The sequence below is a fragment of the Shewanella sp. 10N.286.52.C2 genome, from assembly GCF_002874545.1.
GTDB lineage: Bacteria > Pseudomonadota > Gammaproteobacteria > Enterobacterales > Shewanellaceae > Shewanella.
This window is the reverse complement of the sequence record NZ_MCTV01000014.1, coordinates 18528-33561: the sequence shown is the minus strand read 5'-3', so window position 1 is coordinate 33561 and position 15034 is coordinate 18528. Positions and strand designations below refer to the sequence as shown.

The 15034-nt window shown below is 41.4% G+C and carries 11 protein-coding genes; 8 read left to right on the top strand and 3 right to left on the bottom strand.

The annotated features are described in order from the left end of the window. Window positions 1–33 precede the first annotated feature (33 nt). Window positions 34–2472: a hypothetical protein gene (locus BCU94_RS06810; RefSeq protein ID WP_102475960.1), complete on the bottom strand. Its 2439-nt coding sequence runs from the start codon at window positions 2470–2472 to the stop codon at window positions 34–36. Window positions 2473–2810: 338 nt separating this feature from the next. Between BCU94_RS06810 and BCU94_RS06805 the strand changes: the two genes are divergently transcribed. The 7 genes from BCU94_RS06805 to BCU94_RS06775 all read left to right on the top strand — a co-directional run bounded on the left by BCU94_RS06805 (window position 2811) and on the right by BCU94_RS06775 (window position 11929). After that, window positions 2811–3317, top strand: a complete 507-nt coding sequence (locus BCU94_RS06805; protein ID WP_102475959.1) for a VF530 family DNA-binding protein — start codon at window positions 2811–2813, stop codon at window positions 3315–3317. Between the two features lie 176 nt (window positions 3318–3493). Further along, window positions 3494–4648, top strand: a complete 1155-nt coding sequence (locus BCU94_RS06800; RefSeq protein ID WP_102475958.1) for a BamA/TamA family outer membrane protein — start codon at window positions 3494–3496, stop codon at window positions 4646–4648. A gap of 32 nt (window positions 4649–4680) precedes the next feature. Then, entirely contained in the window at window positions 4681–5535 is an 855-nt protein-coding gene (locus BCU94_RS06795; protein WP_347231949.1) for a hypothetical protein, read from the top strand. Window positions 5536–5918: 383 nt separating this feature from the next. Next, a complete protein-coding gene (locus BCU94_RS06790) occupies window positions 5919–7754 on the top strand; it encodes a GGDEF domain-containing protein (protein WP_102475957.1) in 1836 nt (611 codons plus the stop codon). Window positions 7755–8050: 296 nt separating this feature from the next. Beyond that, on the top strand, window positions 8051–8902 hold the full coding sequence (locus tag BCU94_RS06785; RefSeq protein ID WP_102475956.1) for an HAD-IIB family hydrolase: 852 nt from the start codon (window positions 8051–8053) through the stop codon (window positions 8900–8902). A gap of 1 nt (window position 8903) precedes the next feature. Beyond that, window positions 8904–10124, top strand: coding sequence for a glycosyl transferase (locus tag BCU94_RS06780; RefSeq protein ID WP_076538328.1), 1221 nt, complete (start codon window positions 8904–8906; stop codon window positions 10122–10124). Between the two features lie 62 nt (window positions 10125–10186). After that, the gene (locus tag BCU94_RS06775; RefSeq protein ID WP_102476009.1) at window positions 10187–11929 is read left to right on the top strand and encodes a sugar phosphorylase; all 1743 of its coding nucleotides are present in this window, start codon (window positions 10187–10189) and stop codon (window positions 11927–11929) included. A gap of 113 nt (window positions 11930–12042) precedes the next feature. Here BCU94_RS06775 and BCU94_RS06770 read toward each other — a convergent pair whose 3' ends face one another. Beyond that, window positions 12043–13494 carry a methyl-accepting chemotaxis protein gene (locus BCU94_RS06770; RefSeq protein WP_102475955.1) on the bottom strand — a complete coding sequence of 484 codons (1452 nt, stop codon included), beginning with the start codon at window positions 13492–13494 and terminating at the stop codon, window positions 12043–12045. A gap of 584 nt (window positions 13495–14078) precedes the next feature. Between BCU94_RS06770 and BCU94_RS06765 the strand changes: the two genes are divergently transcribed. Further along, window positions 14079–14420 (top strand): DUF4870 domain-containing protein, encoded by a 342-nt coding sequence (locus BCU94_RS06765; protein WP_102475954.1) that lies wholly within the window; start codon window positions 14079–14081, stop codon window positions 14418–14420. Window positions 14421–14495: 75 nt separating this feature from the next. On the opposite strand, the gene BCU94_RS06760 is transcribed toward BCU94_RS06765, so the two are convergent. Further along, window positions 14496–15032: a response regulator gene (locus BCU94_RS06760; RefSeq protein WP_102439401.1), complete on the bottom strand. Its 537-nt coding sequence runs from the start codon at window positions 15030–15032 to the stop codon at window positions 14496–14498. Window positions 15033–15034 lie beyond the last annotated feature (2 nt).

The following is a 15034-nucleotide window of genomic DNA, read 5'->3' as shown; positions in this document are numbered from 1 at the left end:
TGGCAGGCTAATGCCACCTTTTGAGACAAACTGTTATTTCTCTATATTGATAGACTTTGAAGGAAATAACACCGTATGGTTTGTTTTTGTTGCTTTAGCTACTGGTTGGTAAATTGAATCAACAGCTAATTGGCCAATATCGACCATCTCAACAGTCGCGGCAGTTTTATTGAAATATTCAATTTCAATGAGTTCATACATGTTCCAGCGAGGATAGATTAGTGGTTGCCACTCACCAGTTGACTGATTATCTTCGCGTCTCATGTCGACTTCTTGAACATAGATTCGTTGACCTATTTTTCCGTCGACAATGCTAAGTAAGTTCCATTCTCGGTAGCGACAATTTTGACTGTAATCATCATAGCAACCCAAACCAGTATGATTGAATCGCAGATTACCATTTTCGGTAATTTCCCAATTTAGGGGTTCTTTATAATAATCGGTTAAATTTGGAGGGAATTGGTCAACTGGTGAAGCGTATTTTGTTCCTATATTATCACTCTGTGTTTGAAAGCCAAACATGATGCCGCCATATGCATAACATTGCGCTTCAGTTGAGTAGCTATCACAATATTTTAATGTATCGTTATCCCATGATGCAGCTGTCCATTGGTTTACCATGGTTTGAAAATAATGCTTTTCCCCTGTAAGGGCACTGTTTTCGGTAAATGTCACTTCATCTTCAATTTGAAAGCCCAAACCAAACTCAACAGCAATCTGATCGCCACTTTTGACATCTACAACTTCATTAAGTACTGCATACTGCCCATCGAGGTAATCAATCAAATTGATATTGTGCTGAAATTCGCTAAAATTTAACGATAAACCCTCATCTGTGACAGTCCAAGAGAAGCTATCTTCCGAATCTAAGCTGACTCCCGTGCCATTTACGTTGAAATCAAGAATTTCAAATTCACTCGGGCTATATGGATCATTATTGCGAAATACTTCGAAGCCCCATAGGCCAACCATGCTCTCTGCGTCAAAAGCTTTATCACTGGTGACACTTTTACGCATTAAAATGTTTCTATCTTCCATTTCAAAGTCATAAGATTTGGCTTCGAATTGAAAATCAGCATCGTTGATAGCTAGAACAGTTTCTCTTTGCAAGGAAGATTCACGGAATGTGTCAATGACAGATCCAGATAAAATGCGGGTCAGGCTTGAGCTAACATTTTTATATTCAACAGGGACAAGTTCATAACCATGAGAGCGTAGAAGTGCCTTTTCTTCATTGGTTAAAGATTCGATAGAATCAACATATTGATTGATTATCAAACCATGTGCGTTTCTTGAAAAGTCTATTTCGATGGTGTTGTTATTCACAGACCAATCAAATTCTGATAAACCGTTAAAATTGGTAACGCTACCGATTCCAGTTTGGTTAAATTCATAGCGTTCACCGCTGCGTGCTACGAAGCTTTGCGCTGCCGCATCAGTTTGATAATAAATCGGGGCAACTTTTTCTGGTGTTAATAGATCCGTTAATTCAGGATTTTCAGTTATCTCTTCAATGTTTTTCTCTATAGCGCCTGGAAGCGATGTTTCGATGTTATCGAGTAATGTGTTGTAATTTTCGGGATTAGTAATACTACTAATAAGGCCGATACCTTCTTCTAAAATATCGTCTTCACTTTCAACCATAATATTAATTACTGCGGCGGCTTCAAGCACCAAGTCAGGGTTTAACTGGCTTTCAAGTCGCTGAACTTCTTCTTTGTAAGTTGGAATTTCACCATTATTGTTGGCTATTAATAAACTATATTGCGCTGTTGAAATTGCAGATATTGATAACTTGGTTGAATCTATGTTTGTTTGAGTATGAACGTTTTGATTGAGCGTCGACATAGCTGAAGAATCAGATTGTTCTGCTATGGTCATTGACTCTATGGAAGGGTATAAAATGGCTAATTGTTTTTCATTGGTTTCACCTACCATAATGGTGACTGATTTATTTATGTCCTCATCATCATCAATTGCCAGAGTGAAGCTAAACTCTCCAGCATCATTAGTTTGTGTGGTTTCTGATTCCGCGGCGACACTTGCAGTAATACTTGAATTGTTAAAACCATTTGCAGCTACTTTACCTGTTAATTGGTAAACGGTTTCAATGCGATTTATTACAAGGTTATAATCTATGGCTGTTTCAGCGCCATCATTGTCTACAACAGTGATGTTAAAACTGAGAGCGGTGTCTACGTCAATTGCAGGTGTTACAAAAGTAATTGTATCGGTATTTTCGCCTGAGATATCTAAACTCGGCCCTGCAGTTTGAACCCATTTATAGCTAACAATAGTGCCATCTTCATCCGTTGCTATGACAGAAAGTGTTGAATTGGCTTTTTCAGTTAATGTCACATCATTAACTTGAATTGTAGGGGCCTTGTTTTCTGCTTTATCATCTGAAGAGCTTCCACATCCTCCCAAAATTGCACAAGAGACTAAGACGGAAAGTAGCTTTTTGTTATACATTATTTTTCCTTTAAGTTAATAATCACGAAATTTTTCAATGTTAATATATGATCAATTCGTTCGTAAAAGATGATAAATAATGTGACAATTTGTTTGCGCACTCCGCACTGTTATGTTTGTTATGTTATTGTTTTAAGGTTATATTGCTGCAAATGGTTAATTGTTTGCTTACTAAAGTACTGGTGTTGAGTTTGCGAGGGTAACGGATAATGCTACTCAAATATTTTTCGTATTGGTTATGAAAATATCTCAATATAGGCAGTTAAAAACGCTATAATGTGCACAGCAGTGTAAATGTAGCTGCATTCCTTTAATGACTATTTTTTACAGAGCCTTACATGACTGAAAAGCAACAGAATAATCCACTTCACGGCCTGAGTTTAGACATCATGATGACTGAGCTTGTTGATTTTTATGATTGGAAAGTACTTTATGCTGCAATGAGGTTGGAGTGCTTTAACCTTAATCCAAGTATGGAAGCGAGTATCAAGTTTCTTAAAAAAACCGAATGGGCTAGAGAGCGAGTTGAGTCTTTCTATCTTTATCGTTTTAAGCAAATGCCAAAAGGTACTGCTGAACAGTTTGAACTAAAGCCAAGAGCTCGCGGGTTTGCTGATGGTATCGTGCCACGTAAGCCACAAGAGTTAACGGTTGAGTTGTTAGATGAACAGCGCGCTAAAGCGACTGAGAATTACGAAGCGATGAAGGCTAAAAATCAGCGTCCTCGTTATGGTAGCGATAAGCCAAGACAACAAGATGCTTATGCGCAAAATCGTAGCTCAGATAAGTCGGGCGCCAAAAGACCTGCGCCATCACAAGACCCAACTAACCCTTGGGGTAAGTAACTCTCTGAGTTAATGGGTTTGAGATAAAACCCATCATTGATAATAAATGCCGCTATTATTGCAACGATAGCGGCATTTTTTATTGCTCAAACTCTGTTAAAATGCACTCGGCAAGTCAATTGGCTGCATACAAGGTGTTTATTAACTCCCCATTCCCATCATTAATTAGAGTTGTTATGAAACGGATTTTATTCCTAGTATTTATGGCGTTTTCTAACGCAAGCGTCGCAGTAGAACCTTTATTTGAAACGCCAGAAGATATGCAGCCGACATGGGTTGATGATATTTTGTCAGTCTTTGGCGCCGATGGTGAGTTTGATGACACTAAAGCCATCGATATGAGCTATTTACCCACCGCTTATTACACCCCCGAGAAAAAGTTTGGCTTAGGTTTGTTAATGGTGGGGTTATATAAAACTGATGGCGCAGCGGCAGAGGAGCAGCCGTCATCGTTAGTACTGAACTCATTTGTATCGATGAATAATTCTTACGGCGTTGAAGTGGAAAACATGACGTTTTTCAATCAAGGAAAGCAGCGCTTATTGCTGCAATTAGAATTGCATAACGAAGCGGCGGTTTATTATGGCCAAGGTATCGAGCAAGGTAATATCGATGCAAATCACCATGAGTTTGAAGAGCAGCTTTATAGTTTTAAGCCACGGTGGATGACCGAAGTTGCCAGCAACTATTTTATTGGTGTTGGCGCAGATTTTATTTATGCCAGTGCTGAAAACTTAGCCTTAGTTGAGCCTGAAATGGCCGTAGATGCGACTGAAACATTGCCGAATAATTTTAGTTCTGGCGTGGTAGTGAGTAGTAGTTACGACACCCGAGATTACCGTTTAAATGCCACTAAAGGTTGGTTGTTTCAAGTGGATGCCGGCCTGTATCAAAACGATCAATCATCGTCATTTTCAACTTACAATGTCGAGTTAGCCAATTACATTGATTTAAGCTCTATGTCTGCGCCAGGATTAATCGCTTGGCAACTGCAAGGGCACTTTACTGATGGCGATGTACCTTGGAATTTACTGCCAGATCTAGGTGGCTCTAACGCCATGCGCGGTTATATCAAAGGGCGTTACCGTGACGAGCAAATGATGATGGGCCAAGTTGAGTATCGATTACCGATTTTTCAGCGTTATGGCATGGTTTTTTGGGGCGCGGTGGGCAGCGTTGCGCCTAAAGTGAGCCAATTATCTGATGAGTTAATGACATCCTATGGCACCGGTTTTCGCTTCAATATAAAAGACAATATTAATCTGCGTTTTGATGTCGGTGTGGGTGAAAATGAAACTAACTTCTATCTTAATGTGAATGAAGTTTTTTAATTTACTGTTTGACGTATCAATAACAGGCGAGCATGAATAACACAATTTCTGAATTGCATATAAGCACCACAAGATGGCGAACTTTGGCTTACTCATTGGCGCTGTCATCTAAGTCAGTGGCTATGTCATTGGTGATGCTCGCCATACTGTATGCGGCAGCTGCTAGTGATGCATTGGCCAATGAAGCCATCGTCAAAGATGCCCTTGCTAGTGAATCTCTTGCTAATGAAACAGACCAGCAATGCAGCCGTAATGCTCATTACAGCATTTATCTTAATGGGATACACACTGGCGAAATGACCAGAACTGAGCATTGGCAAGGCAAATCAGCGGTAGTAACGTCAAACAGTGAAGCCAGTATTTTAGGCATTGGCACCCAATATCAGCAGCGGGCAGAACTGTCTTGGTCTGATGCAACTAATGAATGGTTAACGGATGAGTTTCATCAACAAGTGTCAGGATTTCGCTCACGGGATATGCAAGTCACTTTTGATGACGCAGGGCGACAGTCGCGGGTCGATATTGATGGCGATGTGGATACCTATGTGTCAAAAGAACTCCCTTTGCGCGATGTGGATACCTTGGCGATTCAAATTCGGGAGCATTTATTACAAGGTCGGCAGCAATTCGCCTTAGTAAGGCAAGCCTCTGATGGCATCGAGCCCTACCAGTTTTATGTGCAGCAAAAGCAAACGGTTACACTTGCACCTTGGGGGGAGTTAACCTTGATCCCCGTGGAGCAAACTGGCGATGAAGATGTCACCTACTATTTTGCTGCAGATATGGATTATCAACTGATTAAAGCGCGCTATCACGGCATTATCCTCAAAGGGTTAATTGAACTCGACAGCTACTCTTCATCGTGCGAACCAAGCTCTGTTAAATAACGCCAATTTACAGCATTAAAATCGTTATTTTTGACTATTTTTATGGCAAAAAATAATTTGTGATGGCTGTTATCGGCCTCACAAAACGATTCTCGCAAACTCAGATAATTCATCTCAAGCATTAGCCAATGCTAAGTAAACCCAGACTCTATTCATCGTTAACTCTTGCTGTTATGCCTAGTGCATTTTTTAAGGGCTTATCGGGTTTAAGTTACTTGTGTATCAGTTCTGTCAGTCTATTTGTATCAATTTGTAGGTGGTTGTGAGTTTTGTTGCGAAGCCATTCCATATTACGCCTAAGTCGATATACTACAAAAGTGCTATTTAGCTAACGAAAAATGGATTGTTTGTAGATGAGAAGATTTATCCCATGGCTGTGCAGTATGCTTTTTTTAGCAAGCTTGAGTGCTGTTGCCAATGATGCTTTCCTCAAATTAGAACAATCAATTAAAGGGCTTTCTGCTGCAGAATCGATTGCGTTATTAGACCAATTTGATCTTACAGGCAGCAACTTTGATGCTGAATCTCAAGCAAAGTATTATTTTGTTTATGGCCAGCAGTACGAAAAAACTCGCCAGTTGGAATTAGCTATAGCCAGTTATGATAAAGGTATCGCGCTGGTTAGCTCTTTGGCGGTGACTGATATCTTAATTGATAGCTACTTAGAGCGCTCCTTTGCTAAATATCTCCAAACTAACGATCCTGCGGTTTACTGTGAAGATAGAACACTCGCGCTCCATTATGCTCGTCAGCATAACAACTCAGAATTACTCGCTAAGACATTAACTCAAAATGCTTTTTGTTATACAGAGCCTACTACGGTTCAACAGGGCATTGATTTATTAAGCGAAGCGCTGACAGTCGTTGATAAAAGTAGTGCGCTAAACTTGAACCGTAAAGCTTTGATTTATAATGCGACAGGTAATCTTTATCGGCGTGTGGGATTACATCAACAAGGGTATGAAAACTTTGAAAAAGCCTACCTGACTTGGCAGCGTATTAATGACAAAGAAGACATGTTCAATATGCAACACAATATGCTTAGCGAGGCATTAAAGCTAGGGGATTGGGATAAAGCTCAGAAAAGCCTGACGGTGCAGTTCACTTTGGCCAATGAAGCTAAAGATTACAAAGATTTATTATTTTTCGCGCATCTAAATAGCGGCCGCGTGGCGCTAAGAATGAATGATTTTCCCCTTGCTATTGAGCATTTAGAAAAAGCGGTTGCATTACACCACACTTCCAAAGAAAGTTATTTTAAAACCAGCAATTACTTATATCTGGCGTTAGCTTATTTAAGAATTGGTGATGCAGTAAAAGCGGCTGAAATGGCGCGCGCATTCAAACAAGATAAACACTTTAGTCAAAACCAGCAAAGCATGATTTTACAGGCCGATGCCATAATTGCGATGGATGAGGCTAAGCCCATTGAGGCCGTTAATACGCTGCTTGATGTCATTGATTTAGAAAGGGAAGCGAACCAAAGCGTCATTAGCAACCAAGTTATCATTTCTGCGCTTGGTCATAATGACCAATTGGTCAATTTTGAAAATCAATTACTGGCGAATAGGCTTGCTATTAATGAATTAAACTTGGTAGCAGTTGAAGATAAAGAGCGTATTTATCAGCTTAATCTGATGCTACTTTTTGTTTCTGCTGTGGTGTTATTAACCTTGATTATTTTCCTATTGCTCTCGCGGCGATCGTTAAAATTTCGTGCAGAAATCGACTTTCTTACCGGGCTTTATAATCGTGGCCAAACCTTTACCCAAGGTCAGAGCCTCGTTGAAAAAGCGGCAAAAAAACAGCAACCTTTGGCAGTGATCCTGTTTGATATTGATAACTTCAAAACCATTAATGACACTTATGGGCATCATGTGGGCGATCTTGCGCTAAAATCGCTGTCAAAAAGAGCAAAAGCCTTATTAAAAAACAGTGACTTGATAGGTAGGATCGGCGGTGAAGAGTTTTTGATAGTGTTACCCAATACTAATATGGATCAAGCCTTTGCGATATCAGAGCGTTTGCGTCACGGCATAGCATCTCGAGCGTTTCACTTTGACGATATTAGTCTTGATTTAACGGTGAGCATGGGAGTGGTAAATAATATTGATAGCACTAAGTCATTATTTGATTTAGCAAAAATAGCAGATGAAGCACTGTACCGAGCTAAATATGCAGGTAAAAATAAAGTGCACCTTGCTGCTGAGTGCGCATAACCCTTACCAAAAACAGCTTGGCTAATGCAGTCCTATTAGCAAGTGTAATTAGCTAACCTTTAACGCTCTCTTTGCACCGTAATGGTGCAAAGTTTGTTTCAAAATCCTGCATTTATGATCCATTTCTGTGTTTTTTTTAATGTGTTCTTTCCCTTCGGATAAATTATTTAATCAATAAATTCAGTGTCTAATGTTTAGTTTCTAACCATTTTAGTGCAAAGCGCCAAAAGCTGGCATGTAACCTGAAACATTTTTAGGCAGTTGAATAATTGTTTAGGTAATGGAAGGGAATAAATATGACCACAAGACCGCTAATATTTACAGACATGGACGGTACTTTACTTGATCACTTTGATTACAGTTTCTCCAGCGCAATAGCGGTAATTGAAGGATTAAATGAAAAGCAAATTCCTATTATCCCTAATACCAGTAAAACGTTTGCCGAAATGGAAAAGTTTCAGCAAACCATTGGTTTTAACTCACCGTTTATTTCAGAAAATGGCGCAGTGATCTACATTCCCATTGGTTACTTTGACACTCAGCCTCAAGACACCTTTACCCAAGGGTATTATTGGGTAAAAGAATTTTGTGAGCCAAGAAGCCATTGGTTAACCTTACTGGAAACCGAGGCCAAAGCATTTACAGAAGATTACCTTGGTTTTTCATCTCTGACAGCCGAAGAGCTTTGTGAGCTAACGGATTTAACCCCAGAAAAAGCCACTCTGGCCTTGGTAAGGCATTACTCTGAGCCGTTATTGTGGACCGGTGATGACACTCGAAAGCAAGCCTTTATGGCCCATATGAATAGCCTAGGCGCGAATATGCTCCAAGGCGGGCGTTTCTTACATGTTGGCGGCCATACAGATAAAGGCCGCGCCATGGACTGGTTAGCCCAGCAATATGCCAATGCTTATCAAACCAGCGTGCAAACCATTGCCCTCGGTGACAGTGGTAACGACAGCGCCATGCTAGAGGCGGCTGATATTGCCATTCAAATTAAATCTCCCACTCATACTTTTCCAAAAATCGATACCACATCAACACCGATTCAAAGTAGCCAATACGGCCCTAAAGGCTGGGCAGAATGCCTAGAAGCTTTGTTTTTAAACCCAAATTCTTCAACATCATTGAAGCTTGAGGAGGCATAACATGGCTGATTTTTACCAAAATGGCATAGTGACTACCCTACATAATCTGACCCAGCGTACCCATGAAGAGATGGAGCAGGACTTACTTAAATTTGCTAAAACGCGGCCGTTAGGGCTGATTTTACCTTCGCTGTATTCAGAGCTAGAGGGTGAAGCCTTACCTGCAATTATTAGTAAATTAAAAGACGTGCCTTACTTAAATGAAATTGTGATTGGGCTTGATAGGGCCGATAAAGAGCAATATAAACAGGCGCTGGGTTTTTTTAATCAGCTGCCACAACACCATAGAGTACTTTGGAATGACGGCCCCAGACTGCAAGCCCTTGATGCTAAATTAAGTGAGTTGGGCCTTGCGCCGAAAGAGCTCGGTAAAGGCCGTAACGTTTGGTACTGCATGGGTTATATTTTGGCGTCCGGCAAAACGGAATCAGTGGCACTGCATGATTGCGATATTGTCACCTATGAAAAATCCCTGCTGGCAAGATTGTTATATCCGGTGGCCAATCCACAGTTTAATTACGAGTTCAGTAAAGGTTTTTATGCCCGCATGTCCAACGGCAAAATTAATGGCCGCGTGTCTCGACTATTGGTCACGCCATTGATTAAAGCCTTACAAAGAGTGGTGGGTCATAATGATTATTTAGAATATATGGACAGCTTTCGTTATCCATTAGCCGGTGAGTTTTCATTTAGACGTGATGTGTTAAACGATTTACGTATTCCCAGTGATTGGGGCTTAGAGATTGGGGTGCTGAGTGAGATGCATCGTAACTATGCTCATAACCGTATTTGTCAGGTGGACATTGCGGATAATTACGATCACAAACATCAGGATTTATCCCTAGATAATGCGGAAGCGGGCTTATCAAAAATGTCGATTGATATCACCAAGGCGTTTTATCGTAAATTGGCTACCCAAGGGGAAACCTTTAGTACCGAAGCCTTTAGAACCCTAAAAGCGACCTATTATCGTATCGCCCTCGATTATGTGGAAACTTACCATAATGATGCGCTTATGAATGGGCTCACCACCGATATCCATACTGAAGAAAAAGCCGTAGAAATGTTTGCCCAAAATATTGTGACCGCTGGGCAGCGTTTTCTTGATAACCCAATGGAAACCCCTTTTATGCCAACATGGAGCCGGGTGATCAGCGCTATGCCTGATGTGCTTGAGCAGCTCAAAGAAGCGGTAGAGGCTGATAATGCAGAGTTTATGTAATTATGAGTGAGATTTTAGGATACCCGCGAGCAGGGCAAGCTCGCAGGTTTGAAGAGGTCAAAATGGCAGACATTAATGCACTTAAGCAAAAGCTAATTCAGCAGTTAGGTTGTATTTATCAAGATATCACACTAGATGTGTCAGAGGATGATCTTGCTGAGCAATTGATTAACACCATGAATATTAGTGTCGATTGTGATGAGCCACATCCCTATGCCAATCATTGGTCGCAGCACGATGTCATCATGATCACCTATGGTGATAGCATTATTCAAGAGGGGCAAAAGCCGTTATCCATTCTTGCAGAATTTATGGATAACTACCTTGAGTGCATCAATGGGGTGCATATCTTGCCATTCTTTCCTTATAGTTCGGATGATGGCTTTGCTGTAATTGATTACTCAAGTGTCAATGATGCCTTAGGTGATTGGTCGGATATTGAGTTAATTGCCAACAAACGCAGATTAATGTCTGATTTAGTGATTAATCACTGCTCTAGCCGTAGCGCGTGGTTTCAAAACTTCATTAAAGGTGAGGGCCTAGGTCATGATTACTTTTTTACCGCTAAGCCTGAGGATGATTTATCTGCGGTAGTGCGGCCACGGACATCTGATTTACTAAGGCCCACAGATACCGCTAAAGGTCTGCAGCATGTGTGGTGCACCTTTAGTCATGACCAAGTGGATTTTGACTTTAGAAACCCGCAAGTGCTGCTGGAGTTTGTGAAGATCATCAGACAATACCTTGATGCAGGCGTGAATATTTTCCGTTTAGATGCAGTGGCGTTTTTATGGAAAATCGTCGGCACTAAATCGATTAATCTAGTGCAAACCCATGAAGTGATTAGATTACTACGCACCCTTATTGAGCATGCGCAACATAATGCGGTGGTGATCACCGAAACCAACATACCCAATACCCAAAACCTAACCTATTTTGGTAATGCTAACGAAGCCCATTGTATTTATAACTTTTCATTGCCGCCGTTATTGATTAATACCTTGATCACTGGCAGTTGTTTATACCTTAAACGTTGGCAGATGAGTATGCCGCCCGCGCAGGACGGCACCACTTACTTTAACTTTATTGCCTCCCACGATGGTGTAGGGCTAAGGCCTGCTGAAGGCTTATTAGATGAGGATGAAATTAACACCCTAGTGGAAACCATGGTGTCATTTGGCGGCAAAATATCTAGCCGCACCTCTGAAGAGGGGGAGCAAAAGCCCTATGAAATGAACATTGCTTTAATTGACGCCTTACAAGGCACAGTGAAAGGTAAAGATGAGTTTGGTTTAGCTCGCTTTAGCTGCGCCCACGCGATTATGCTGGGGCTTGAGGGCATACCAGGTATTTATATTCATAGCTTGTTAGGCACTGGCAATGATTATGAAAAGCTAGCCAATACCTCCCATAACCGGGCTATTAACCGTCATCGCTGGGACTATGAAGAGCTAAGTCGATTATTGGCCGATGATAATAATCAGCACAGTAAAGTGCTGGCATCATTAACTAAGCTAATTAGTATTCGTACACGGCAGCGAGCATTTAACCCTAATGCGACCCAGTTTACGTTGCATTTAGGTTTACAGTTATTTGGTTTCTGGCGTCAAAGCCGTGATAGACGACAAAGTATTTTTTGTATCAGTAATATTACCGATCAAGTGATGGAGCTGCCGTTGGCTGAACTGAATTTAATTGGCACTGAAACCTGGTTTGATCTCATTGATGGTGAGGTGATTGCAGACATTAACGCAGTGATGTTACTTGAGCCCTATCAAACGGTGTGGATCAGTAACGTGGCTTAGTGAAAAAAACAATAGTTTAAAAATAAAACAACTTAAAACCAGCAACCTAAAGCAAAGGGCTAACTTTGCTTTAGGTTAGCTGTTTATATCGTTATTTTTTAGCTAAAGTGCTGTTACTTAGCTAAAGTATATTGCTTTAAAATACCTTCTAAACCATTCGAAGAGTCATTTAAATTGGTGGCGATATTAACTGATCGCTGCGCACTATCCTTGATGCTTTCTGCTTGACCGCGAATATCTTTAAGCTGGCCAGCAATATCTCGCGCTGCCGCACTTTGCTCCTCTGATGAGGTTGCTATTTGGCTACTCATATCAAACACATGGCTAATAGAGCCAACCATTTGATCCACATCGTTACCGACAGACTCAATGGCATTACGGCCTTTATCTGCCTGCGCCACAATATCGGTGGTGATGTGCGAAAGAGTATTAGTGTCTTGCTGCAGTCCCTCAATCATGGTTTGAATTTCAACCGTGGCTTGCTGGGTGCGACTGGCTAAGGTGCGCACTTCATCAGCAACCACGGCAAAGCCTCGACCTTGCTCACCGGCGCGAGCCGCTTCAATAGCAGCATTTAGGGCTAACAGGTTGGTTTGTTCTGAAATGCTGTTAATGGTGGTGACCACAGCGCCGATATTAGCGGCGGCGGTAGATAACTCAGCCACTGAGCTTGAGGCTTCTGAAATTCTGCCTGTTAAGGTGCTAATACGGGTAACGGCTTCAGTAATTTGCACCTGGCTGTTATTAGCTTGGGCTGAGTTGAGCTGAGTCTGCTCAGAGGTATTCGAGGCATTGTGGGATACTTCCTCAATGGCTGCGGTCATTTGCGCCATAGCAACTGATACCGTATCTAAAAAATCATGTTGGTACTGGGTTAACTGCTCACTTTGTTGCGCCTGTTGATTAAACTCAACCGCAGCACCAGCTAGTGTTTCAGCATTAACTGCAATGGCTGACACCATTTCACTCATATTATCGGCGCTGCGATCAATTTCACGGGCGATTAAACTAAAGTCATCACTGCCAAAAAAGTTAAGTCGCTGGCTTAAATCGCCATCTGCAAGGCGCTTAATGGCAATATACATATCCCATAAGCCGCCACCAAGGGAGGTCGAAATCCAATAGCAAACCAGATAAAAGGGCAATAAGCTCAACAAGGCCATCATTAACATAGTGCTGGCATCTGACTTGGCTGTGCTTTCGAATTGGGCGACATTAAGGGTGGTTATTAGGGTTTGATTACCTACAGCTGCGCTAACAGTAATGTTATCGCCGCTGCGTTTGGTGGCGCTCATATAACCGACAGAGGCATTTATTTGTCGGGCAAAATCAGCCAGTGCATCGCCTGATAAGTTTTGGGCATTGGCACTGTGGGCATAGGCATCAATAGTTGTTTGGGCAAATTGTTGCGATGCCTGATTTATGTGGGCCTTATTATTAAAGTAATTTGTCAGTGCAATGGCGGTGGTAAGTAAGGTGACGAGCGAACATACCAGCCAAAATTTACCATTTAGGCTGAGTTTAATTAGTACTGCATCGACTTTGCGAAAGCTAATTTGTTTCATGTTACATCCTCGGCGCAAGCCATATTCTGGATTTCTTACAAATAAAAAAGAATCGCAACGTTATTTGAAGGTGAATAAATTGCGTTTGATCCCAGCATTAAACCATTAGGTTTATGACTTCATTCTCAAAAGAAAGCGCCATACAAATATATCGGCAATTGGCGGCAAAAGTTTAATCAAAATGTTGTTTATAGCTGATTGAAAACAGAGGGGGGAAATGGTCGATAAGCTGTAGTGAAGGGGGAATTAAGATCTTATATTTATTATGGTTATTTTATCATGGGGTTTTAAAGTCGCTAGTTTGACTTATTGCCAGCGGCGCTGCTTATATTTTAAACTTAATTTTACTGGTTTACTTTGTCGCTAGCGGTAATTAGGCCACAAACACAAATACAAATAAAAGTACAAATAGTGAAGGATAACTATTTTAAGCCAGATATGGATATCGATGACTTCCTATCAGACCTTCATTGCTGTTTTCTTGTATTCACTTTTAATGTTTTTAATAAACGCCACTAAACTCATACACCAGTTCTGTACCTAGCACTCACAGTGCGAATTGGATGTGTATAAAGGAATTATCCATGAGCCAAGACACGGAATTAGTCATCAATGAAATTACCCAAGATGCGAAAAATATGGCGCGACTATGTTGGGTTGGCACCTTGTTTTTCGGCTTCATTCCGGCGCTGGTATTGTTGTTTGTGAAACAAGATGATGACTATATCCAAGCACAATCAAAAGAGGCGTTGAATTGGTTTCTCACTGGTGTCGTTGGTTATAGTATTAGTTTTATTCTTTTCTTTAGCTTAATGGGAGTCATGCTTACTTTAGTATTGGCTATCAGTCATTTGGTCTTTTGTACCATAGGCGCTTTAGCCACTTCCAAAGGCGACAGTTTCCGCGTGCCCTTAGCCTGCGATTAATTAAGTAAACTGAAGTCAAATCCCATGGTGACAGTTTTAGGGGCTGAAAAATGTATATAGCAGCCACTAGGGCCTTTATCGCGTGTCAGTAATGGGCTTTTTCAGTAATTTACGTTGCAGCGTTCTTCTGTGCATCCCCAATAGCCTTGCCGTGGCAGAAATGTTGCCATTATTGGCGGTCAGAACCTGTTGAATATGCTCCCACTCTAGTAGCTTGGGCGAAATCGGCTGCTCAGACAATAACGGCTCATTTTGCTCATTGGGGCTAACATTGAGGGCGTTTAATAAGGTTTGGGTATCAACGGGTTTGGCTAAGTAATTGTCGGCACCTAATCTGATGGCTTCAACTGCAGTGGCAATACTGGCGTAGCCTGTTAGTAATACGATTAATGCGTTAGGCAGGTATTGGCGCAGCGGGGTGATTAACGCTAAACCATTCTTATCGGCCAATTTCATGTCTAATAAAATATGACTCGGTGCATGCTGGCGGGCTTTTAATAAGCTTTGCTCCGCACTGTTACATTGCACGCAGTTAAATCCATGACGGCTTAAGCGGCTGGCGAGCACGGCGGCTAAGGCGCTATCATCTTCAATAATGAGTAAGTTATTCATAC